Genomic DNA, 21,150 nt, shown 5'->3' with positions numbered 1-21,150 from the left:
GAGCGATGAACTGGGAAGACGTCCCGGAACCGGCGGGAGGAACAACCACTCCCCTCCGTAATCAATGTATAGCGCACCCCTGGGCTTGCGGCAAGACCCCCGTAGTGCCGCACAATTCTCGGCCGTAGCCACAACCTGCGCAAACGCGGGGATTTCAAGGGGGTCTTTTTGACTGACGTGATCATCGCCGGCGGCGGGCCGACCGGCGCGATGCTGGCGGCCGAACTCCGGCTGCACGGCGTCGACGTGCTCGTGCTGGAACGGGACGCGGAGCCGACGAAGGTCGTCCGCGCGCTCGGCCTGCACGCGCGCAGCATCGAGGTGATGGACCAGCGGGGGCTGCTGGAGCGGTTCCTCGAACTGGGCACGAAGTACCCGGTCGGGGGTTTCTTCGCCGGAATCGCGAAACCGTCGCCGGAGAAGCTGGACACCGCGCACGGCTACACGCTCGGCATCCACCAGCCGGTCATCGACCGCCTGCTGACCGAGCACGCGATCGAAGCCGGCGCCGAAATCCGGCGCGGTGCCGAGGTGACCGGCCTGGAGCAGGACGACGACGGCGTGACGGTCGAGCTGGCCGACGGCACGACCGAACGCGCGCGCTACCTCGTCGGCTGCGACGGCGGCCGCAGCACGGTGCGCAAGCTGCTCGGCGTCGGGTTCCCCGGCGAGCCCAGCCGGATCGAGACGCTGCTGGGCGAGGTGGAGGTGGGCGTCTCGCGGGAGGAGATCGACACCGCCAACATCGAGGTCCGCAAGACCCAGAAGCGGTTCGGCTTCATGCCCGTGGAAGGCGGGACCTACCGCGTCGGTGTCCCGGCCGAAGGGGTCGCCGAGGACCGCCGGACCGCGCCGACGCTGGACGAGCTCAAGGAGCAGCTGCGCAAGACGGCCGGGACCGACTTCGGCGTGCACTCGCCGCGCTGGCTGTCGCGGTTCGGGGACGCCACCCGGCAGGCCGAGCACTACCGGGTGGGCCGGGTCTTCCTGGCGGGCGACGCGGCGCACGTCCACCCGCCGACCGGCGGGCAGGGCCTCAACCTCGGCGTCCAGGACGCGTTCAACCTGGGCTGGAAGCTCGCCGCCGCGGTCGACGGCTGGGCGCCGGACGGGCTGCTGGACAGCTACGAGGCCGAGCGGCACCCGGTCGCCGAGGACGTGCTGAACAACACCCGCGCGCAGATGGAGCTGATGCAGCTCGAACCGGGGCCGCAGGCGGCGCGCCGGATCATCGCCGAGCTGATGGAGTTCGACGAGGTCAACCGGTACCTCACCGAGAAGATCATCGCGATCGGGATCCGCTACGACTTCGGCGAGGGCCATCCCCTGCTCGGACGGCGCCTGCGCGACGTCGAGCTCAAGCAGGGGCACCTCTACGGGCTGCTGCACGCGGGGCGCGGCCTGCTGCTCGACCAGACCGGCTCGCTTTCGCCGGAGGGCTGGGAAGACCGGGTCGACCACGTCGTCGACGTCAGTGAGGAGCTGGACGTGCCCGCGGTGCTGTTGCGCCCGGACGGGCACGTCGTCTGGGCCGGGGAAGACGGCGCGGACCTGTCCGGCGCGCTGCGGAAGTGGTTCGGCGCGCCCACCGCCTGAAACGCCGTCGTCCGAAACGAAGAGGGAAATTTGTCTCAGGGGTACGAAGAAGAACTGCGGTCCGAACGCGACCACGTCGCCGAGCTGTACGCGCGGCTCGACTCCGAGCGCGCGCGGGTGAAGGGCGAGTACGAGGCGGCGCTCGGCGGCAAGGGGGTGGGCGCCATGGAACGGGACGTCGGCGTGCGCTCGCTGGGCCGGCAGGTGAAGCGGCTCGACGTCGTCGACAACGGGCTCTGCTTCGGACGGCTGGACGCCGTCTCGGGCGAGCGGTCCTACATCGGCCGGATCGGGCTGTTCGACGAGGAGGACGAATACCGGCCGGTGCTGCTCGACTGGCGTGCGCCGGCGGCCCGCCCGTTCTACACCGCCACCGGCGCGCACCCGGAGGACATGCGCCGGCGGCGGCAGTTCCACACGCGCGGGCGGCGGGTGCTCGGGTTCACCGACGAGGACCTCGGGCGGCCGGGCGGTGACGCGCAGGGGGACGCGGCGCTGCTCGCGGCCGTCAACGCGCCGCGCGGCGAGGGGATGCGCGACATCGTCGCGACCATCCAGGCCGAGCAGGACGAGATCATCCGGCTCGACCACCCCGGCGTGCTGGTCATCGAAGGCGGGCCGGGCACCGGGAAGACGGTCGTGGCGCTGCACCGCGTCGCATACCTGCTGTACACGCAGCGGGAGCGGATGGAACGCCACGGCGCGCTGGTCGTCGGGCCGAACCCGGCGTTCCTGGACCACATCGGGCGCGTCCTGCCCTCGCTGGGCGAGACCGACGTCGTGTTCACGACCACCGGCGACCTCGTGCCCGGCCTGCACGTCACCGCCGAGGACACCCCGGAAGCCGCGCGGCTCAAGGGGTCGCTGAAGATCCTCGACGTGCTGAAGGCGGCCGTCGCGGACCGCCAGCGGCTGCCGGCCGAGCCGGTGCCGATCGCGCTGAAGGACGTCACCGTGCGGATCGACGCCGAGACCGCGGAGTGGGCGAGGCAGGAGGCGCGCGACAGCGGGCTGCCGCACAACGAGGCGCGCGCGGTGTTCACCGAGATCGTCACGTACGTGCTCACCGAGCGGGCGCTCGGCCGGATCGGCAAGGGCTGGCTGAACCGGGACGACCGCGACGAGTGGGAAAGCATGCGGAAGGGGCTGATCGAGGACCTCGCGGGCGACGAGCGGTTCACCACCACGCTCGACGAACTCTGGCCGATCCTGACGCCGGAAGCCCTGCTTTCGTCGTTCTACTCGTCCGCGCCGGCGGATTCGGGGTTGTTCCGGGCCCGGGGTGACGCGTGGACGGTGTCGGACGTGCCCCTGCTGGACGAGCTGGTCGACCTGCTGGGCCGCGACAAGACGGCCGAGAAGGCGGCGGAGAAAGCGGCCGCGCGGGCGCGGAAGGCCGAAGCCGAGTACGCCGAGGGCGTCTTCCAGTCGATGAAGCTGGACCGGGAGGAGATGGACGAGGACGTCATGCTGTCCGCCGAGAACCTCCTCTACGCCGAGGACCTGGCGGACAGGTTCGTCGAGGCCGACACGCGCACGCTGGTCGAGCGCGCCTCGGCGGACCGGGACTGGACCTACCGGCACGTCGTCGTCGACGAGGCCCAGGAACTGTCCGAAATGGACTGGCGGGTGCTGATGCGGCGGTGCCCCGGGCGGTCGTTCACGGTGGTGGGCGACCTCGCCCAGCGCCGCTCGGCGGCCGGGGCCCGGGAGTGGGGCGCGATGCTGGCGCCGTACGTCGCCGACCGCTGGGCCTACCGGTCGCTGACGGTCAACTACCGCACCCCGGCGGAGATCATGACGGTCGCGGCGTCGGTACTGGCCGGCTTCGCGCCGGACGTCAAGCCGCCCGACTCGGTGCGCGCGTGCGGCGTCCTGCCTTGGTCGAGGCAGGTCGGCGAGGACGAAAGGGCGGCGGCGATCGAGGAGTTCGTCCGGGACGAGGCCGGGAAGGAAGGCACCAGCATCGTGATCGGGCCGCCCGGGGTGTCGGGCGCGGTGCCGGCGGCGGAGACGAAGGGACTCGAGTTCGACGCCGTCCTCGTGGTGGAGCCGGCGGCGATCCTCGCCGACAGCGCGGCGGACCTCTACGTGGCGCTCACCCGCGCCACGCAGCGGCTCGGCGTCCTGCACGAGGGCCCGTTGCCGGCCGAGCTGACCGGGCTCGCGGAGGTCGTCCGCAGCTAGGCGCGGTTCGCCGGTGGGGAGCGCGGGTACGTTGCCGACGCCCGCGCTCCCCCACCGCGAAAGGCGTCCCGATGCAGCTCTACGCCGAACGGCCGATCCGCCGCACCGCCCAGCTCGTCAGCGACCTGCTCGCCCTGCTGCTCGTGATCTTCGCGGTCTGGCTGGGGACGTCGGTGTACGACCAGGTGCTGAAGCTGCGGGCGCCGGGCGACGGGCTCGTCGACGCCGGGACAGGGCTGCGCGGGACGTTCGACTCGGCGGCGAGCTCCGCGGGCGGCATCCCCCTCATCGGCGACAAGCTGGCGAACGCGCTGCACGGCGGGTCGGACGTCGGGACCAAGCTCGTCGACTCCGGGCGGTGGCAGATCGAGGCGGTGGAGAACCTGGCGTGGTGGATGGCGGCGATCATCATCGCGCTGCCGGTGCTGACGCTGGTGGTGACGTGGTTGCCGCTGCGCTGGAAGTTCACCCGCCGGGCGTCCGCGGCAGCACGGTTGCGCGCGATGGGCGACGAGGGTCTGGACGTCCTCGCCCTGCGGGCGCTGGCGACCCAGCCGTTGCGACGCCTGGCGTCGCTGGGCGAGGTGGCCACCGGCTGGCGGGAGCGGGACCGCGACGTGATCGAGAAGCTGGCCGGCCGCGAGCTGGCGGCCCACGGCCTGGTGAGCTGACGTCAGCGCGGGCCTTGGCGCCGGCCCACCGAACGGCCGATGAAGAACCCCAGCAGCAGCCCCACCACCAGCCCGATCGCGATGAAGAAGATCACCGTCGCCGCGGCGATCTTGCCCACCGTGCCGAGGAAGCCCTTCGCCTCGAGCTCGGTCACCGTCGCCAGGGTCTGGGCCATCACGTAGTGCGTCATGATCACCAGCCTGGCACCGAAGCCCGGCCCCCGCAGCACGGAAGAGGTCCCCTCACCCGCGCTCAGGACGCGGGCGAGGGGACCTCCGATCTCCGTGGGCTGGAGCGGACGAAGGCTCAGCCGACGGAGGGGCCCATCCCGAGGGACTGCGGGGTGCTCGCGTCGGGCGAGGGCTGGTGCAGGCCCTCGTCCAGGGGGCCGAACTCGGTCATCAGGGCCGCGCTGCCGCCCCACGGGGTCTGCTCCTCGGCGATCAGCGAGTTCGTCGTCAACAGCAGGCCCGCCACCGACGCCCCGTTCTGGATCGCCGAGCGGCAGACCCGTAGCGGGTCGACGACGCCCATCGCCACCATGTCGCCGTAGCGGTCGTGCAGCGCGTCGAAGCCCTCGTCGTCACCCAGCTCGCGGGTGCGCGCGACGATCTCGTGCGCCGGGTGACCCGCGTTGTGGGCGATGAGAAACGCCGGTTCGGCCAGCGCGCGCCGCACGATCTCGACGCCGATCGCCTGATCACCCGAGAGGCCCAGGTTCTCCAAGGCCTTCTCGGCGTGCAGCAGCGCTGCTCCCCCGCCCGCCACGATCCCCTCGGCCATCGCCGCCCGGGTCGCCGACAGGGCGTCCTCGACCCGGTGCTGCAGCTCCTTCAGCTCGGCCGGCGTGGCCGCGCCGACCCGCACGACCGCGACCTTGCCGGTCAGGGCGCCGATCCGCTCGGTCAGCACGTCTTCGTCGACGCCGAACTGCGCGCGCTCCAGCTCCGCCCGCAGCTGCCCGACCCGGAACTCGACGGCGTCGGACGTGCCGGCGCCGCCGACGATGGTCGTGTTGTTCTCGGTGACCCGGACCTGCTTGGCCCGGCCGAGGTGCTCCAGCGTCATCGTCTCCATGCTGAAGCCGGACGTCTTCGACAGCACCGCGCCGCCGACGATCGCCGCGAGGTCCTCCAGCTTGTGCAGCCGCCGGTCGCCGAAGCCGGGCGCGCGCACGGCCACCGACTGGAACGTGCCGTTGACGTGGTTGTGCACCAGCATCGACAGCGCCGTGCCCTCGATCGACTCCGCGATCACGACCAGCGGCCGCGGGGCCCGCATCACCTTGTCCAGCAACGGCATGAGCTGCTGCACCTTGGTGATCTTCTCCGCGGACATGAGGATGTACGGGTCGTCGAGCACCGCCTCCAGCCGGCCCGGGTCGGTGACCAGGTACGGCGAGAGGTAGCCGTTGTCGAACTCGAAGCCCTCGACGAAGTCGACGCTCATCCCGATCGACGGCGACTCCTCGACCGTCACCACGCCGCCGTCGCCGACGGTGTGCAGGGCCTTCGCGATGACGGCACCGACCGTGTCGTCGTCGTTGGCGGAGATCGCCGCGACCCGCGCGTAGTCCTGTTCGGACACCACCGGGTGCGCCTGCTTCTCCAGGTGCGCCACCAGCAGCCCGACGGCGTGGTCGATGCCGCGCTTGACGAGCACCGGGTTGCCGCCGCCCGCGATGGCCCGCATGCCTTCGTGGACGATCGCCTGAGCCAGGACGGTGGCCGTGGTGGTGCCGTCGCCGACGACGTCGTTGGTCTTGATCGCCGCTTCCTTGACCAGCTGCGCGCCCATGTTCTCGAACTGGTTCTTCAGGTGGATCTCGCGGGCGATGGTGACGCCGTCGTTGGTGACCACCGGCGAGCCGGTGATCTTCTCGATGATCACGTTGCGGCCCTTGGGGCCCAACGTGGACTTGACCGCTTCGGCCAGCTTGTCCACGCCCGCGAGAAGCAGGTCGCGGGCGTCCGAGCCGAACCGCAGTTCCTTCGCCATGTTTCCTGCTCCTAGGGTGTGAGGATGGCCCGACCGCGCACGCGTCCGGCATCGAGGTCGGCCAGTGCGTCGAGAGCCGCGTCCAGCGGGTACTTCCTCGTGTGGAGCGTGACCTTCCCGGCCTGCGCGAGCACCATCAGCTCCACCAGGTCGTTGTAGGTGCCGACCAGGTTGCCGACGATGTTGCGCTCGGTGGAGATGAGGTCGATGGTCGGGATGTCGATGTTGCTGCCGTAGCCGATCACGAAATGCGACCCGGCGCGCCGGGTCATCGCGAACGCGTCCTGCTGGGCACCCTGCTCGGCGACGAAGTCGAGCACGACCTCCGCGCCGTTACCGTCGGTCAGGTCGAGCACGGCGTCGACCTGCTTGCCGTCGCCCAGCACCGTCTCGTCGGCGCCCAGTTCGGCCGCCAGCTTCAGCGCGTCGGCGTTGCGGTCCACCACGATCACGCGGGTCGCGGTGAGCGCCTTGAGTGACTGGATGCCGATGTGCCCGAGGCCGCCCGCGCCGTTGACGACGCAGGTGGTACCCGGGTACAGCTGCGGAACGGCCTTGCGCACCGCGTGGTAGGCGGTGATGCCCGCGTCGGCCAGTGCGGCGACGTCCTCCGGTTGCGTCGCCGGGTCGAGCTTGATGCACGCCCGCGCCGACGTCAGCAGGTACTCGGCCATCCCGCCGTCGGAGTCGATGCCCGGGAAGCTCCCGTTCGGGCAGTGCATGTCATCACCCGCGCGGCAGGCGTGGCACAGCCCGCACGTCGGCGTCGGGTGCAGGATGACCGTGTCCCCGACCTCCACATTGGACACCGCCGGGCCCACTTCGTGCACCCAGCCGGCGTTCTCGTGGCCGATCGTGTACGGCAGCGCGACGCCGGACTTCTCGGCCCACTGCTCTTCGATGATGTGCAGGTCGGTGCGGCACACGCCGGCGCCGCCGATCTTGACCACGACGTCGAAGGGCCCGGTGGCACGCGGCTCCGGTACCTCTTCGATCACCGGTTGCTGGTGGTACTTCTGCAGCCGCACGGCCTTCATCCCGTGCCCTCCTCATCCGAAGTCAGCGAATACCTGGCGCGCAGCATGCCGCGGCAGACGCCCGAGTTGACCTCCATGCTCGTGCGGGTCAGCCGCGCGAAAGCGAGGTGGCGCTTCGCGTCGGCGGGAGCCACCGGCGCCCCGGTGGCCGGGTCGAGCAGCAGCGGGTCGCCGTCCTCGGCGGGCAGGCCCAGCTCACGGCGCCGGGCGCGCAGCCGCTCGACGTCCGGCCCGGGCGGGACCTCGCCGAGCGTCAGCGACGCCGGGTCGAGCCCGGTGCCGGCCAGGGTCCGGCAGACGCGGTCGGTGCCGGCCAGCACGGCCTTGCGCACGAAGTCGTAGCGCAGGCTGTCCAGCTCGTCGACGGCCTCGCCCTCGAACGACGCGACGAAACCCCGGCGCGCCGCCACCCCGCGGTTGATGACGTCCGAGGCGAAGTGGTCGTCGAGCCGGATGTCGAGCCCGGTCAGGCCCGGCACCCCGGCGACGGCGTCGTAAGCGTCCGCGACCATCAGGAACGCGAAGTTGGGCGCGCAGAAGTAGGTCGGCAGCCGCAGCCGGATGACGGCGTGGCCCGCCGCGCTCACCTCGCAGCGGGCCACGAAACCCAGGTCGGTGAGGGGTTCGTCCAGTTCGGGATCCCGGACGGTGCCGAGGGCCGACCACACCGCCGCGTGGTCGGCGTGGTCGGCGCGGACGACCCGATCGTCGAGTGCCGTCATGAGTTCGGCACGCCGACGGGCTCGACCGTCTCCGGGTCCTTGAGCCGCAGCTCGGCCGGCACGTCGATGTCGTACAGCCGGGCGGCGTTCAGCCCGAGGATCTTCTTCTTCTGGTCGACCGTCAGCGGCGCGAAGTCCGACAGCTCGTCGTCACCCGGCATGTTCCAGTCGACGAAGCCCTCGACCTGCCACTTGGGCTCCCAGATGGCGTAGTCGGCGCCGAAGATCAGCTTGTCCTCGCCGATCCAGAACATCAGCTCGCCCATGACCTTGGCGAAGAACTTCGGGCGGGCGTGCATCAGGCCGCCGACCACGACGGCCAGCCCCGCGTAGACGTTGCGCTCCTGGGTGGCCATGAAGCAGAAGTCCTCGATGCGCGGCAGGCCGACGTGCTCGACGATGAAGTTGAGGCCTTGAAAGTTCGTCGCGACGTGGTCCACATCGGACACGTCGAAGGCGTCCTTGTCGAGCGGCCAGATGGTCGGGCCCTTGTGGATGTGGACGTTCTTGACCCCGAGTTCCTCACACTTCTCGAGGTACCGGGCCGCTTCCGGGTCCTTGAGGCTCCAGCCGCGGGAGTCGCCCCGCCACTCGGCGGTGTAGAGCTTGACGCCCTTGCAGCCGTACCGCTTGACCCGCTCCTCGAACGCCTTCATGCCCTCGTCGCCTTCACGCGGGTCGAAGGTGGTGTTCACGAGGAACTTGCCGGGGTGCTTCGCGGCCAGCGCGCCGTCGGCTTCGGTGGTGTTGAAGCCGTTCTTGTACCACTGCCGCAGGTTCGTCGGCTGGAAGATGGCCGTGTCGACGTGCCCGACCTCGAACAGGTCGTGCATCATCAGTTCTTCGGAGTACTTCTGGAACCGGTCGATCGGCCAGTGCGTCTCCTTCGGGCCGAGGCCCTGGTAGGCGTGGAAGCACTCGATCCAGCCCTTGGCGTATTCCTCCTGCCCCTTGACCCAGTTGTCCGGGCTCGCGTCCCAGAAGTGGGTGTGGGCGTCCACCACGAAATACTTTTCGCCGTCTTTTTCGTACATCGGTGATCCTTCCTGAGCGGATCGAGTGCTTCCTGCTGTGGTTCCTACTTGATGACCTTGAGATCGAAGTCGAGGTATTCGGCCGCGTCCTCGGGGTTGGCGAACATGATCGTGCGGTCGTCCTCGTGGATCATCCGCCCGTAGTGGGTGGACATGCTCTCCTCGAACTCGGCCGCGTTGAACCAGCCCTCTTCCTCGCCGGCGGCCTCGTCGACCTCGGCGTAGATCAGGTCCGTCCGGCCCTGCGCGTCCACCCGGATCATCGACGGCAGCGGCGTCACGGTCACGTTGTCCTTCGTGGACATGACCTCGGCGATGATCGCGCCGACCTGGTTGTTCATCAGGGTGAAGCCGCACATGTTGGACGCGGTGTTGTTCGTCTTGTACGGGCTTTCCGCGGTCTTGAAGACAGTCACTGGCCCAGCTCCTCCGGTGCTTTGAGACCCAATTCGGACAGGATTCCGGCGAACCGGCTCTTCGCCCGGTCGAGACCGTCCTCGAACCGGATGGGCTTGGCGTCGGGCTGCGACCACAGCGGCTGCAGGGCGCGGGCGGCGGCGATGCTCTTCGGCACCCAGTCCTCCAGCCACTTCTGCAGCAGCGCCTGGTTGTGCCCGGCGAACTCCTTGTCGTTGATCAGCAGGTGGAACATCGCCTTCGTGTAGCGGAGATCGCGCTCGGAGAAGTCGAACTCCTCGGCGCCGATCAGCGTCGGCGTGACGAAGTCGCCGTTCGCGGGCGCGGCCTGCTGCACCAGGTTGCTGCGGAACAGTTCGCCGACGAGGGGCTCGAAGACGATGTTCGCGGCGAAGATCGCCTCGCACCAGTCCCAGATCCCGGTCAGCTGCTCGGCGGTCTCCCGCACGCCCTGCCACGCCGGGTCCTCGGCCCAGGTCGTCAGGTGGGCGCTGCCGTCGAAGCCGTCGATCTCTTCGGTGAGCGTCAGGTTGTACAGCGCCAGGTCTTGCGCCGCGCGGATCCGGTGCATGCTGTTCACCGAGATCGCGTTGTTGTGCATGTTCGTCGGCGCGCGCCGGTTGGCGTTGGCGAACAAGTACAAGCCGAGGCCGTGGTCGACGTGCATCCACGCGCCGACGTGCTTGGCGACGAAGTCGACCCAGTTCGGGTTCCACTGCTCGAACGCCTTGGCCTGGCGCGCGGCGTCGATGTTCTGGTTGAGCTGGCGCACGACGTTCGCGTTGTAGCGGTAGAGGGTGAGCTCCCACTCCTCGTTGGGGTCGCGGAACTCGTGCCAGCCGTGGGCGGGCCAGTCGTAGCCCTTGCCGCCGGAGCCGGGGCCGCGCTCGGGCACCGGCCGGTCGGAACCCCACGCCTTCAGCGCGGTCCACTCGAGCGGGTAGCCGGCCTTGCCGTCGGCGAAGGCGTAGAGCCAGCCCTGGGACAGGTAGTGCCGCGGGTCGGGCTGGACCTCGACGGTGACGTCTTCGTAGTGGCTCTGCTTACGCTTGGCCGGGGTGAAGTAGTTGTACCGGCGGGCGTCGGAGTCCGGGAAGACCTTGGCGCCCGCTTCGGCGTCGGTGAACGTCGGCTTCGGCACACTGCGTTCGGAGGTGGCTGTCATGGGTTTTACCCTTCGCCCGTGGTGGTGAACTTGTCGTAGAAGACGCGCTTGTCGGCGACGCCGAGCGCGGGCAGCAGTTCCAGCGCGGCTTCCACCATCGGCGGCGGACCGCAGACGTAGGCGTCGGCTCCGGTCAGGTCGTGGCCGGCCCGGCGCAGGACGTCGGTGATCAGGCCGGTCTCGCCGTCCCAGGCGTCGTCACCCGGTTCGGAAAGCGCTGGGACGTAACGGAAGTTCGGCAGTTTCTCCTCGAGCTCCCGCAGTTCGGCGTGGAAGCAGAGGTCCGCCTCGCGGCGGGCGCCGTAGTAGTAGGTCGCCTTCCGGTCGATGCCGCGCTCGGCCATGGAGCGCAGCAGCGACAGGATCGGCGCCATCCCGGCGCCGCCGCCGACGAAGACCAGGTCCTTGCCCGGGTTGTCCCGGAGGGTGAACACCCCGAACGGGCCGGTCACCCGGAGCCGGTCGCCGACCGCGACGTCGGTGTCGAGGAACCGGGAGAACAGCCCGTCGGGGTAGATCTTGATGACGAACTCCAGGAGCCCGTCGCGCGCCGAGGTGTTGGCCATGGAGAACGACCGCGTCTCCTCGGTGCCCGGGATCGCGAAGTCCAGGTACTGCCCGGGGAAGAACTTCAGCGCCTGCTCCGGATCGGTGAGCCGGACGGCGAGGTGCCGCAGGTCGTGCGTGACGTGGTCGTTGGCGACGACCTCGACTTCCGCTTCCTGGATCGGCAGCCCCGACTGGATCATCTCCTCGTCGTAGTTGAGCAGCTCGATCGTCAGGTCTTCGTAGGCGTGGGCCCGGCACAGCAGCGTGAAACCCTCCTCCTTTTCGTAGTCGGGGAGCGCGAAGGTCGAATAGCGGTCGTGTTCGACGTCTTCGCCGTCGAGGATGAACGACTTGCAGGCCGCGCACTGCCCTTCCTTGCAGCCGTGCATGAGCATGACGCCCTGCTCGGCGGCGGCGCGCAGGATCGTGGTGTCCTCGGCGACGTCGATCTCGATCCCGACCGGTTCGAACCGGACGCGGTGCTTTTCCGCTGTCATCCCAGCCCCGTCTCGGTGCGGGGTCGTGAGTGAGAAACAGTGTTAGAACACTGTTTCTCACTCACGACCGGTTCGTGTCAGGCCTGCTGCGGCGCCGGGCGCCCGGCCGGGCCCTGGCGGTTGTAGTCGGCCACGAACGCGGCGCGTTCGGCGTCGGTCATCTGGTTCAGCAGCACGTTCGGCGACTGCACCTCGGGCATCCGGCGCAGGTGGTCGAGCGTCCACATCTTCTTCGGGTCGAGGTCCAGGTGCGGCTGCGCGACCATGGTCTTGCCGTCGTCGCGCACGAAGCCCATGTCGGAGACGACGTCGGCCCAGTTCCAGCCGTGGTAGAGCGTCTCCCACTCGCGGGCGCCGACCAGCTGGCCCATGTTCGGGGTGTTGCGGCCCTGGTAGGTGGGCCGGAACGCCTCGGCGTCGGTCCAGCGGCACGTCTCCGAGCAGTACGTGCGGTGCTGGCCGTCGACCTCGTCGACCACCATGTCCTCACGGATGAGGCACGGCACCATGCACGTCCAGCACCGGTGCGGGTACACGTAGTTCACGTCTTCGGCGACGATCGGGTGGTGCCCGTTCGGCGTCGCGAGGCGGCTGTAGTTCTCCCACCAGGCGCCGTACTTGTCGTACCAGCCCGGGTACTTGTACTCGAACCACTCGAAGTCCTCGTCCGTCATCGGGTCGATGCGCCAGTAGTTGGCGAGCCACCCGGTGGCGAAGAACTGCGCGACCTCGTGCACGTAGCCCTTGTTCCAGATCCGGTTCCACGCCTCTTCGATGAGGTCGTGCGGGATCACGAGCCCGTACTTCTCGAGCGGGACCAGGTACGAGCGGTAGTAGTCGTCGTAGATCCAGCGGCGCCACATCTCCGCGTAGCTCTCGCGGTCCTTGCGGCGGTCCTTGGTGCCGTACTCGATGAACGTGCCGATCGCGGCGTCGACGACGGCGTGGTTGTTCCACCACGCGTACCGCAGGTCGCGTTCGAGCAGCTGGTGGTTGCTCTCGTCCGACAACGCCATCAGCAGCGTCGCGTAGCCGTTGCTGATGTGGCGCGACTCGTCGGACTGCACCGAGTGGAACACCGTGGGCAGCAGGTAGTCGCCGTTGGCGGCGGCTTCCGCGGGCATGGCGACGAAGAGGGTGTTCGTGAACGCCGTCTCCGCCACGATCGTGAGGTAGATGCTCGCCGCGGTGATGGCGTCACCGGTGATGAAGCCTTCGGCGAACTGGCGGCCGATGGTGCCGCAGTAGTCGTTCTGGAAGTTGCGCAGGCTCGAGTTGAAGCCCGCCGGGTCGATGTAGTTCTGCATGTACAGGCGCTTGAGGTTCTGCTGGATCGTCGAGTGCCGGACCTCGTCGATCATCTGGATCGCCTGGCCGTTGTGCAGCTCCGGGTTGGGCACCGTGCGGAACAGCAGCGGCATCGCCCGCGCGGCCGAGATCTCCGGCAGCGGGATGATCGACAGGAACAGCTTCTGCCATTCCAGCCAGCGTTCCTGGACCTGACGGAACATGTTGCCGCGGATCGCGCCGTCTTCGGCGCCGTAGACCCGGTGGTCCTTTTCCTCCTGCATCGGGAAGTACGAGCGGAGGACCTGCTTCAACGGGTCCTTCTTCTTGGCCTTCTGGAACGTGTAGTCGGTCCCGTAGTGCGAAACCGGGGTGTGGTACGCCGGCTCCCACGACAGTTCCTGGATCTTCTGGTGGGCTTTCGCCACACTCTGGCGACTCATGGAGACTCCTTGTCCGTCGCTCGCCGTCGGGGCGGACGTCCTGCGTTCACCATTCAAGGGGCGGCCACGAGTGACGCGGGTCTCAATCTGAGACAGAACCGCTGCTCAGGGCGTTTCGTCCGCGTCGAACATCCGGGCGCGCAGCTCGGCGAGCTCGCTGTGGACGCCCGTGCGCACGCGCGCGTCCCCTTCGACGGTCGGGGTGATCCCGAGCGCGCGCAGCAGCGCCGCGGCCGGGTCACCGGGATGGCCCTCGCCGCCGAACGTCGGGTGCAGTCCCTGTTCCGCCAGATGCGTGAAAACCAGGTTGACGATCGTCCACGGGTTGTACGTCTCCGCGGCCTCGGCGGTCATGGGCACTCCTCCTGGTCAGCGGTCTCTTCCGGGTCCATCGGACCGCTGCCCGCCCGCCCCGGCCGTCTCAATTTGAGACACCGCGCGGCGCGAGCCGGATCTAGGCTGAACGGGCGGCACAACGGGTGTGCCCGCACCCACGTGGGCCGCGGGGAAAGCTGTGGAGGTCACGTGGAAGAGATGGTGCCCGGCACGCTGCTCGCCGACGACGAGCTGGCCCGTACCCGGGTCCGTTTCCTCACCTCCGAACCGGTGCCGCCCGGCACGGTCCGGCAGACGATCCTCGCCTCGTGGCGGCGTTCGCAGGAGTTCCGCGTCGACGCCGACCGGATCGACCCCCTCTTCCAGGGCGACCAGAACCTCGACATCCCGCTGATGCGCGGCGCGGAACCGGTGCTGCACAAGCTGGGCGAGCAGTTCGAGGGCCAGCCGATCAGCCTGATCCTCACCGACGCCAGCGGCGTCGTGCTGACCCAGCGGACCGGCGACGCGGACCTGAAGCGGCACCTCGAACGCGTCGAGCTGGTGCCCGGGTTCAGCTACGGCGAGCAGTCCGTCGGGACCAACGGCATCGGCACCGCGCTGGAGGACGGCCGCGCGACCACGGTGTTCGGCCACGAGCACTACGCCGAGCACCTGGAGAACCTGGCGTGCGCGGGCGTGCCGATCCACCACCCGATCTCCGGCAAGAAGATCGGCGCGGTCGACCTCACCTGCTGGTACAAGGACGCGGGCGGCCTGCTCATCGCGCTGGCCCGCTCGACCGCCGAGCAGATCCGGCAGGCACTGCTGCGACACGGTGACCTGCGGGAGATGATCCTGTTCCAGGCGTACCTGCAGACCTGCCGCCGCTGGACCGGCATCGTGCTGGCGTTCAACGAGGACATCGTGATGATGAACGACCGGGCGCGCCAGCTGCTCGACCCGGTCGACCAGTCGGTGCTGCTGAGCCACGCCACCGAGGCGCTGGCCGACGGGCGCCGGACGTCGGCGACGCTCGCGCTCTCCAGCGGCCTGCGCGTGCGCGTGTTCTGCCGCCGCGTCCCGGGCCAGCGGGAGACCGACACCGCGGGCGGCGTGCTGTCGGTGAAGCTGATCGAGGCCGACGAGACCCTGGCCGTGCCGTCGACGCCGATGCTGCCGATGTACCTGCCGGGCGTGGTCGGGCAGGCGCCGCTGTGGCTGCGCTGCGGGCACGAGCTCGACACCGGCCACGAGCGCGGCGAGTGGGTCGCGCTGGAAGGCGAGGCGGGGACCGGGAAGCTGACCCTGGCGAAGGGGCTGCACCAGCGTCACCACCCGGCGGCGCGGCTGCTGTCGGTCGACGCGGCGGTGACGACCGGCACGGACTGGGCGGCCGAGCTGCTGCGCGAACACCTCGACGCCCCGATCCGCACCCTGGTGATCCGCCACGCCGACCGGCTCACGGCGCCGGCGGCGAACGCCCTGTCGGCGACGTTGCGGGAGCTGCGCGAGCGGGCCGACGCGCCGTGGGTCGTCGTCACGCTCGTGCCGGAGGCCGAGACGAAGCCGGCGCTGGCGGAGCTGCTGAAGTCGTTCCCGCGGACGGTTCGGGTCCCGCCGCTGCGCCACCACGTCGAGGACCTGGCGGAGCTGGTCCCGCTGGTGCTGAGCAAGCTCGGCTACGGCGGCAGGCTCACCTGCTCGGCGGCGGCGCTGCACCTGCTGATGCGGGCGGAGTGGCCGGGCAACACCGGCCAGCTCTACCAGGTGCTGCGGAAGGTGGCCCAGCGCCGCCGGGCGGGGACCATCCGCCCGGGCGACCTCCCGGCCGAGTTCCACACGGTCGCGCGGCGGCCGCTGAACCGGTTCGAGTCGATCGAGCGCGACGCGATCGTGCGCTGCCTCGAAGACGCGGACGGCAACAAGGTCCGCGCGGCGAAGCTGCTGGGCATCTCCCGGGCGACGATCTACCGCAAGATCCACGAGTACGGGATCGTGCCGCCGACCCGCTAGCCCGACGGCTCGTGCTCATCGAGCTGTTCGCCTGACCAGAGGTCGGCACGTACTCGGCTACCTGTTCCTGCCGAACGCGCGGGGCCGCGGGTATGCCCCCCGAGACCTGCGCGGTTGTGCTCGGCTGGTTCGCCGGGGAGTGTCAGCGGGCGGCGAGTTCGGACAGCTGGTAAGCCAGCTTCTCCCGCATCGGCGGCAGCGAGAACACCGTCTTCAGCACGGTGTTGCGCAGCAGCCGGGCCGGGCGGGGGCGCAGCGTCGCCATCCGTGTCATCCGGTCGGTGAACGCCACCACGCCCGTCGCGATCGGGCGGCGGGTGGTCTCGTACTCGTCCAGCAGCGCGTCCGGCTCGCCGGCGGCCACCCGGGCCAGCAGGCGGCCGAGCGCGACCGCGTCCTGGATGCCGGTGTTCATGCCCTGGCCGCCGGCCGGGCTGTGCACGTGGGCCGCGTCGCCGGCCAGCAGCACCCGGCCCGCGCGGTAGTGGTCGGCCACCCGGTGGTGCACCCGGAACCGTGAGCTCCACACGACCTCGGTGACCCGCGACCGCGCGCCCTCCGGTCCGCGAGCGTCCACAATGGACTGGATGTCGGCGATCCCGGGGTGCTCGGGAGCCTCGGCGACCGTCGCGACCACCCGGTAGCGGTCGTCGCTGCCGGGCAGCGGCGCCACCACCGTCACGCCCTCCGGCGACAGGTGCAGGCTGACCTCCGCGCGGTCGAGCGGCCAGCTCATCCGGACGTCGGCCAGCACGAACGACTCCGCGTAGCTGGCGCCGGTGAACCCGATGCCGGTCTGCTCGCGGACGGTGCTGTGCATGCCGTCGGCACCGACCACGTACTGCGCGCGCACGGTGCCCCCGGTCGTCGTGACCGTGACGCCCGTGTCGTCGCCGGCGACGGCGGTGACCTCGTACGGCCGGTGCACGTCGCCGCCCAGCTCGCGCAAGCGCGCCAGCAGCACGGCTTCGGTGCGGTCCTGCGGCACCATCAGCGTGTACGGGTAAGCCGTGGGCAGCCCGCCGAAGGGCACCTTGGCGAGCACCGTGGCGCCGTCGCGGACGGTGAACGTCGGCACGACGACGCCCAGCTCCTTCAGCCGCTCGGTGACGCCGAGCTCGGCCAGCACCTCCAGGGTCCGGGCGTGCACCACGCAGGCCCGGGACGTGTTCGCGCCCTCGGCCTGGCGGTCGAGCAGCACGAAATCGACGCCGGCCTCGGCGAGGACGATCGCGGTGGCCAGGCCGACGGGGCCGGCGCCGGAGATCAGGACGTCGGTACGGGTGGGCAGGGACATGACGGCACCTCCGAGTTTGCCAACAACTGTTGGCATCACGGTAGGCACGCCCGGACTGGCTTGTCAACAAGTGTTGGCCTACACTCGTTGGCATGACCGAGTCACCGCGCCGATCGGACGCCACCCGGGCGACCATCCTCGAAGCCGCGCGCCGCCGGTTCGCCGCCGACGGCTTCCGCCGCGCGACGATCCGCGCCATCGCCGCCGACGCGGACATCGACCCGTCGATGGTGATGCGCTACTACGGCAGCAAGGACGGCCTGTTCGCGGCGGCCGTGGACGTCGAGCTGGACCTGCCGGACCTGGCCGCGGCCGACCCGGGCACCGTCGGCGAGCTGCTGACCCGGCAGTTCCTGGCGCTGTGGGAGCGGCCGCCGACCGACGAGATCCTGCTGACGCTGCTGCGGTCGGCGGTGGCCGACGACGCCGTGGTCGAGAAGATGCGGCAGGTGTTCGCCGGCCAGGTCACGCCGGCGGTCCTGCGATTCGGCGACCCGGCCGACGCCCCGCGCCGCGCGGGGCTGGTGGTGAGCCAGCTGCTCGGCCTGGCGTTGACGCGCTACGTCCTGCGCCTGCCCCCGGTGGTCGCGCTGACGCCGGCGGAGGTCGTCGCCGAGGTCGGCCCGACGGTGCAGCGCTACCTGGCGGGGGTCACTTCGGCGGGTTGACGGCCTCGGCGAGCACAAGCACCGCCGTGACTGCCATCCTGGACGGCATGCCGACCCGGTGGACGTGCCCGCGCTGCGATCGCGAGTTCGCGCGCGCCGGCCAGGGCCACACGTGCGTCCCCGGCTGCACCGTCGACGAGACGTTCGCCGGCCGCGACCCGCGGTTCCGCGCGATCTACGACGCGGTCGCCGAGCACCTGCGGTCCCTGGGCGACGTCCACGAGGACGCCGTCAAGGTCGGGGTCTTCCTCAAGCGGGAGCGGAAGCTGGCCGAGCTGCGGCCGCGGTCCCAGGACGTCCTGGTCTACCTCTTCCTGCCCCGCCCGATCGAGACGGCCCGCATCGCCCCGGCCCGATGGGCGAGCGGACCCCGCGTGGGACACCAGCTCAAGCTGCGCGAAGTGTCCGATGTGGACGACGAAGTCCGCGAGTGGCTGACGATCGCCTTCGACTTCGCCTGAGGCCTCAGGCGGCCGGGCCGGTCCAGCCTTCCGGCACGTGCCCGATCCGGACCCGCTGCGGGTGGTCGCCGACCGGCACCGAGACGAGCTTCCGCCCCGTCGCGAAGTCGATCGCCGTCACCTGGTCCGCGCCGGCTTCGGAGATGACGCACGCGCTGCCGTCGCCGCTCACCGTCGCCCAGTACGGCTTCACCGCGGGCACCAGCGTGCCCTGCTGCAGGGTCGCGCGGTCGACGACCGTCGCGTAGTCGTCCATCGTGCCCGCGACGCAGAGCTTGGTCCCGGCCGGGTTCATCGACAGGCCGTGGTGGCGGGAGTCGTTGACGAACGTGGTGCGGTCGTCGCTCGTGGCCGGGTTCTTCGGCAGCTCCTTGAGCCGCGTGATCCGGTCGCTCGCGACGTCGTACTCCAGGAAGCCGTTGAAGAACGACACCTGGAAGTACAACGTGGACTCGTCCGGGGTGAAGGCGACCGGCCGGACGGCGTCCGAGAGGTCCCGGCGGCCGAAGGCGTCGAGGCGATCGCGCATGTCGATCACCTTGACCTGGCGGAACGTCGTGGCGTCGACGACCGTGATGCGCCGGTCCCCCTTGGTGAAGTCCCAGCCGGGGTCGTCGAGGTTCGTGTCGACGTTGCCGATCGACATGTTCCACAGGTACCGGCCGCCGTCGGTGAACACGTTCTCGTGCGGCTTGTCCCCCGTGGCGAACGAGCCGAGCTGCTGCCCGGTGCCGATGTCCAGCACGTGCACGGTGTTCGACGTCGAGGCGGACACGGCGACGCGGCGGCCGTCCGGCGAAACCGCCATGTGGTCGGCGCGGAACCCGGAAACCGGGAAGCGCCAGTTGATCCGGCCGGTGGCGAGGCTGATCGAGACGACGTCGGCGAAGCTCGGCCGCGACGCCACCACCGAGGATCCGTCCGGGGTGGTGTACATGTCGTCGACGAACTGGTCGTGCCCCTCGCCGGGCCCGTTGCGGATGCCGAGGAAGAACGCCAGCTTGATCGGGTTGAGGTAGATCTCCCGCAGCCGGTCGTCCTTGTCCGGGATGATGTTCACCCGCCCGATCTTCGCGAAGGAACCGCGGGACTGGATGACGTCGGCCGTCCCCTCCCAGTTGTTGCCGACGAACATCACCTCCCGCAGGGCGGCGGGTGCACCGGTCGCCGGCACCGCCGCGCCGGTCGTCAGCAGGAGGGCCGCGGCCAGGCACGAGAGGTACGAGCGCCGTCGGCGGGTGCTCGGGAGAATGCGCACGGAAGACACCTTTCGACGCTGAAGAGGTGCGGCGGTGGTTTTTGCGCGGGACAGGGGTTACTGTCCGGTATTGCCACGATAACCGGCCCCGGGAGCTCCTCCGGTAGGGCCGATCGCCCAACGTCGGGGGTGGCGGGTTGTGGCCGTGCCACAACGGGTCCGGGAGGTGCCGGTGACGCCGCTGCTCCGCCGGATCCTCGACGACCTGGCCGGGGACGAGACCGTGCTGGACGAGCTGGTGAAGGCCGCGCGCAGCGAGTCCGCCGAGGTCGCGCGGCTCCCGGAAGCCGAGAACCGGCGGCACATCCAGGTGCTGCTGTCGGCCGCGCTGCGGGCGACGGCGAGTCCCGGCGAAGCCGACTACACGGCCGCGGAGGCACTGGGCGCCGATCGCGCCGCGCAGGGTGTCCCGCTCACCGAGCTCCTGCGCGGGGTCCAGGCGGGCCGCACGCACGCGGGGCGCGTCGCCGTCGAACGCGCCCGGGCGGCGGGCGTGCCCGACGACCTCATCCTCGAGACGGTCCTCGACGCCGGTCGCTACACCGGCGCGCTGGAGCACCACATCGTCAAGGGCTACCACGCGGCCGAGCTCCAGCTGTCCCGCACGGTGCGCGACGCCCGGACCCAGCTGCTGCGGTCCCTGCTGCTCGCCGGGCACCCGCCCGCGCCCGAGGAGCTCCGCCGAGCGGGCCTGCACCCCGACGTCCGGTACTTCTGCGTGGTGTCCGACGTGAGCGACCCGGCGCGGGCGCGCACCCTCGAGCAGGCGCTGCTGGAGTTCGGCGGGGTCTACGGGCTGGTCGAGGGCAGGCTCACCGGACTGGCGGCCCGGTCACCCGCGCGCGTCCCGCTGGACGGCGACGTCCTGCTGGTCGTCGCCCCGGCCGTCGCCTTGGCCGAGCTGCCCGAGGTCCACCGCCTCTGCACGGCGGCGGCGCGCCTCGCCGGGCCCGGCTGCCACGACCTGACGGCGCTGGCGAGCGAACTCGCCCTGACCGCGCAGCCGGTCCTCGGCGGCCTCCTCACCACGGCCTTGCTCGGCGCGCTGGACCCGGCGAACCCGTTCCACCGCGAGCTGGCGGGGACGGCGCTGGCGTACCTCGACCACGGCCAGCGCCTCCGTCCGACGGCGGAGGCCCTGCACCTGCACCCGAACACGGTCCGGTACCGCCTGGACCGGCTGGCGGAGCTGACCCCGTTGGCACTGGCGGAAAACAGCGGGTGCCGGGTCCTCGACGCCGTGCGCTCGTGGTGGGCCCTGCACTGCTGGCTCACCACGCCGGGGTAGGTCGCCGGGGCGCCGTCAGGCGGGGTGCAGCTTGTCCGGGTGGTGAACGGCGGTCTTCCCGGACTTCTCGCTCTTGACGAGGTACTGCGGTTCGTCCGGCGACGCCTTCACGGCACGCTTACCCGCGTGCGTGTCCTCGGTGATCTTCTCCTCGACGGTCCCGATCGAGCTCTCGTTGCCCGCGTCCCAGCGGACGCGGTCGCCCTTCTTGAAATCCTCGCTCATGGGTGCCGGGTACCCGTG

General features: G+C 70.4%; 20 protein-coding genes. 7 read left to right on the top strand and 13 right to left on the bottom strand.

Annotated features, from left to right (window positions below; translation table 11 throughout):
- The first annotated feature begins 168 nt into the window (after nucleotides 1-168).
- From rox to AA23TX_RS18060, 3 genes are all read left to right on the top strand, one after another.
- Nucleotides 169-1,596, top strand: a complete 1,428-nt coding sequence (gene rox, locus AA23TX_RS18070; protein WP_155543667.1) for a rifampin monooxygenase — start codon at nucleotides 169-171, stop codon at nucleotides 1,594-1,596.
- Nucleotides 1,597-1,626: 30 nt separating this feature from the next.
- Nucleotides 1,627-3,783 (top strand): RNA polymerase recycling motor ATPase HelR, encoded by a 2,157-nt coding sequence (helR, locus tag AA23TX_RS18065; RefSeq protein ID WP_230862554.1) that lies wholly within the window; start codon nucleotides 1,627-1,629, stop codon nucleotides 3,781-3,783.
- Between the two features lie 71 nt (nucleotides 3,784-3,854).
- Complete coding sequence (locus AA23TX_RS18060) at nucleotides 3,855-4,454, top strand: hypothetical protein (RefSeq protein WP_155543666.1); 600 nt, start codon at nucleotides 3,855-3,857, stop codon at nucleotides 4,452-4,454.
- Nucleotides 4,455-4,456: 2 nt separating this feature from the next.
- Here AA23TX_RS18060 and AA23TX_RS18055 read toward each other — a convergent pair whose 3' ends face one another.
- The 10 genes from AA23TX_RS18055 to AA23TX_RS18010 all read right to left on the bottom strand — a co-directional run bounded on the left by AA23TX_RS18055 (nucleotide 4,457) and on the right by AA23TX_RS18010 (nucleotide 13,958).
- A complete protein-coding gene (locus AA23TX_RS18055; protein ID WP_155543665.1) occupies nucleotides 4,457-4,645 on the bottom strand; it encodes a hypothetical protein in 189 nt (62 codons plus the stop codon).
- A 116-nt stretch (nucleotides 4,646-4,761) separates the two neighbouring features.
- Complete coding sequence (gene groL, locus AA23TX_RS18050; RefSeq protein WP_155543664.1) at nucleotides 4,762-6,453, bottom strand: chaperonin GroEL; 1,692 nt, start codon at nucleotides 6,451-6,453, stop codon at nucleotides 4,762-4,764.
- An 11-nt stretch (nucleotides 6,454-6,464) separates the two neighbouring features.
- Complete coding sequence (locus AA23TX_RS18045; RefSeq protein ID WP_155543663.1) at nucleotides 6,465-7,490, bottom strand: NAD(P)-dependent alcohol dehydrogenase; 1,026 nt, start codon at nucleotides 7,488-7,490, stop codon at nucleotides 6,465-6,467.
- Complete coding sequence (locus tag AA23TX_RS18040) at nucleotides 7,487-8,212, bottom strand: iron-sulfur cluster assembly protein (RefSeq protein WP_155543662.1); 726 nt, start codon at nucleotides 8,210-8,212, stop codon at nucleotides 7,487-7,489. The genes AA23TX_RS18045 and AA23TX_RS18040 overlap by 4 nt, the downstream gene beginning before the upstream one ends.
- Entirely contained in the window at nucleotides 8,209-9,246 is a 1,038-nt protein-coding gene (locus AA23TX_RS18035) for an amidohydrolase family protein (protein WP_155543661.1), read from the bottom strand. The genes AA23TX_RS18040 and AA23TX_RS18035 overlap by 4 nt, the downstream gene beginning before the upstream one ends.
- Nucleotides 9,247-9,290: 44 nt before the next feature.
- Entirely contained in the window at nucleotides 9,291-9,662 is a 372-nt protein-coding gene (mimD, locus tag AA23TX_RS18030) for a propane 2-monooxygenase effector subunit MimD (protein ID WP_155543660.1), read from the bottom strand.
- Nucleotides 9,659-10,828: a ferritin family protein gene (locus AA23TX_RS18025; RefSeq protein ID WP_155543659.1), complete on the bottom strand. Its 1,170-nt coding sequence runs from the start codon at nucleotides 10,826-10,828 to the stop codon at nucleotides 9,659-9,661. The genes mimD and AA23TX_RS18025 overlap by 4 nt, the downstream gene beginning before the upstream one ends.
- Nucleotides 10,829-10,833: 5 nt before the next feature.
- A complete protein-coding gene (locus tag AA23TX_RS18020) occupies nucleotides 10,834-11,874 on the bottom strand; it encodes an NADH:ubiquinone reductase (Na(+)-transporting) subunit F (RefSeq protein WP_155543658.1) in 1,041 nt (346 codons plus the stop codon).
- Between the two features lie 77 nt (nucleotides 11,875-11,951).
- The gene (locus tag AA23TX_RS18015; protein WP_155543657.1) at nucleotides 11,952-13,604 is read right to left on the bottom strand and encodes a ferritin family protein; all 1,653 of its coding nucleotides are present in this window, start codon (nucleotides 13,602-13,604) and stop codon (nucleotides 11,952-11,954) included.
- A gap of 105 nt (nucleotides 13,605-13,709) precedes the next feature.
- A complete protein-coding gene (locus AA23TX_RS18010) occupies nucleotides 13,710-13,958 on the bottom strand; it encodes a hypothetical protein (protein WP_155543656.1) in 249 nt (82 codons plus the stop codon).
- 180 nt (nucleotides 13,959-14,138) lie between these two features.
- Between AA23TX_RS18010 and AA23TX_RS18005 the strand changes: the two genes are divergently transcribed.
- A complete protein-coding gene (locus AA23TX_RS18005; RefSeq protein WP_439328769.1) occupies nucleotides 14,139-15,935 on the top strand; it encodes a sigma-54-dependent Fis family transcriptional regulator in 1,797 nt (598 codons plus the stop codon).
- A 142-nt stretch (nucleotides 15,936-16,077) separates the two neighbouring features.
- On the opposite strand, the gene AA23TX_RS18000 is transcribed toward AA23TX_RS18005, so the two are convergent.
- Nucleotides 16,078-17,232, bottom strand: coding sequence for an FAD-dependent monooxygenase (locus tag AA23TX_RS18000; RefSeq protein ID WP_155543654.1), 1,155 nt, complete (start codon nucleotides 17,230-17,232; stop codon nucleotides 16,078-16,080).
- Between the two features lie 92 nt (nucleotides 17,233-17,324).
- Here AA23TX_RS18000 and AA23TX_RS17995 point away from each other — a divergent pair, with 92 nt between their 5' ends.
- Both AA23TX_RS17995 and AA23TX_RS17990 read left to right on the top strand, forming a co-directional pair.
- Entirely contained in the window at nucleotides 17,325-17,900 is a 576-nt protein-coding gene (locus tag AA23TX_RS17995; RefSeq protein ID WP_155543653.1) for a TetR/AcrR family transcriptional regulator, read from the top strand.
- A 26-nt stretch (nucleotides 17,901-17,926) separates the two neighbouring features.
- Nucleotides 17,927-18,361: a DUF5655 domain-containing protein gene (locus AA23TX_RS17990; RefSeq protein ID WP_155543652.1), complete on the top strand. Its 435-nt coding sequence runs from the start codon at nucleotides 17,927-17,929 to the stop codon at nucleotides 18,359-18,361.
- 4 nt (nucleotides 18,362-18,365) lie between these two features.
- Here AA23TX_RS17990 and AA23TX_RS17985 read toward each other — a convergent pair whose 3' ends face one another.
- The gene (locus AA23TX_RS17985) at nucleotides 18,366-19,619 is read right to left on the bottom strand and encodes a YncE family protein (protein ID WP_196425369.1); all 1,254 of its coding nucleotides are present in this window, start codon (nucleotides 19,617-19,619) and stop codon (nucleotides 18,366-18,368) included.
- A gap of 172 nt (nucleotides 19,620-19,791) precedes the next feature.
- On the opposite strand from AA23TX_RS17985, the gene AA23TX_RS17980 reads away from it, so the two are divergent.
- Complete coding sequence (locus AA23TX_RS17980) at nucleotides 19,792-20,907, top strand: helix-turn-helix domain-containing protein (RefSeq protein WP_230862553.1); 1,116 nt, start codon at nucleotides 19,792-19,794, stop codon at nucleotides 20,905-20,907.
- A gap of 15 nt (nucleotides 20,908-20,922) precedes the next feature.
- Here the strand turns inward: AA23TX_RS17980 and AA23TX_RS17975 are convergent, their stop codons facing one another.
- The gene (locus AA23TX_RS17975; protein WP_155543651.1) at nucleotides 20,923-21,132 is read right to left on the bottom strand and encodes a hypervirulence associated TUDOR domain-containing protein; all 210 of its coding nucleotides are present in this window, start codon (nucleotides 21,130-21,132) and stop codon (nucleotides 20,923-20,925) included.
- Between the last annotated feature and the right edge of the window lie 18 nt (nucleotides 21,133-21,150).

Origin of the sequence: Amycolatopsis camponoti (assembly GCF_902497555.1) — a bacterium.
In the GTDB taxonomy this organism is placed as follows: domain Bacteria; phylum Actinomycetota; class Actinomycetes; order Mycobacteriales; family Pseudonocardiaceae; genus Amycolatopsis; species Amycolatopsis camponoti.
This window is presented reverse-complemented; position numbering and strand designations above follow the sequence as displayed.

Excerpts from the sequence above, each read along its gene's own strand:
- AA23TX_RS18060 (WP_155543666.1), top strand. The coding sequence starts at position 3,855 with ATGCAGCTCTACGCCGAACGGCCGATCCGCCGCACCGCCCAGCTCGTC.
- AA23TX_RS18055 (WP_155543665.1), bottom strand. The coding sequence starts at position 4,645 with ATGACGCACTACGTGATGGCCCAGACCCTGGCGACGGTGACCGAGCTC.
- groL (WP_155543664.1), bottom strand. The coding sequence starts at position 6,453 with ATGGCGAAGGAACTGCGGTTCGGCTCGGACGCCCGCGACCTGCTTCTC.
- AA23TX_RS18045 (WP_155543663.1), bottom strand. The coding sequence starts at position 7,490 with ATGAAGGCCGTGCGGCTGCAGAAGTACCACCAGCAACCGGTGATCGAA.
- AA23TX_RS18040 (WP_155543662.1), bottom strand. The coding sequence starts at position 8,212 with ATGACGGCACTCGACGATCGGGTCGTCCGCGCCGACCACGCCGACCAC.
- AA23TX_RS18035 (WP_155543661.1), bottom strand. The coding sequence starts at position 9,246 with ATGTACGAAAAAGACGGCGAAAAGTATTTCGTGGTGGACGCCCACACC.
- AA23TX_RS18025 (WP_155543659.1), bottom strand. The coding sequence starts at position 10,828 with ATGACAGCCACCTCCGAACGCAGTGTGCCGAAGCCGACGTTCACCGAC.
- AA23TX_RS18020 (WP_155543658.1), bottom strand. The coding sequence starts at position 11,874 with ATGACAGCGGAAAAGCACCGCGTCCGGTTCGAACCGGTCGGGATCGAG.
- AA23TX_RS18015 (WP_155543657.1), bottom strand. The coding sequence starts at position 13,604 with ATGAGTCGCCAGAGTGTGGCGAAAGCCCACCAGAAGATCCAGGAACTG.
- AA23TX_RS18010 (WP_155543656.1), bottom strand. The coding sequence starts at position 13,958 with ATGACCGCCGAGGCCGCGGAGACGTACAACCCGTGGACGATCGTCAAC.
- AA23TX_RS18005 (WP_439328769.1), top strand. The coding sequence starts at position 14,139 with ATGGTGCCCGGCACGCTGCTCGCCGACGACGAGCTGGCCCGTACCCGG.
- AA23TX_RS18000 (WP_155543654.1), bottom strand. The coding sequence starts at position 17,232 with ATGTCCCTGCCCACCCGTACCGACGTCCTGATCTCCGGCGCCGGCCCC.
- AA23TX_RS17995 (WP_155543653.1), top strand. The coding sequence starts at position 17,325 with ATGACCGAGTCACCGCGCCGATCGGACGCCACCCGGGCGACCATCCTC.
- AA23TX_RS17975 (WP_155543651.1), bottom strand. The coding sequence starts at position 21,132 with ATGAGCGAGGATTTCAAGAAGGGCGACCGCGTCCGCTGGGACGCGGGC.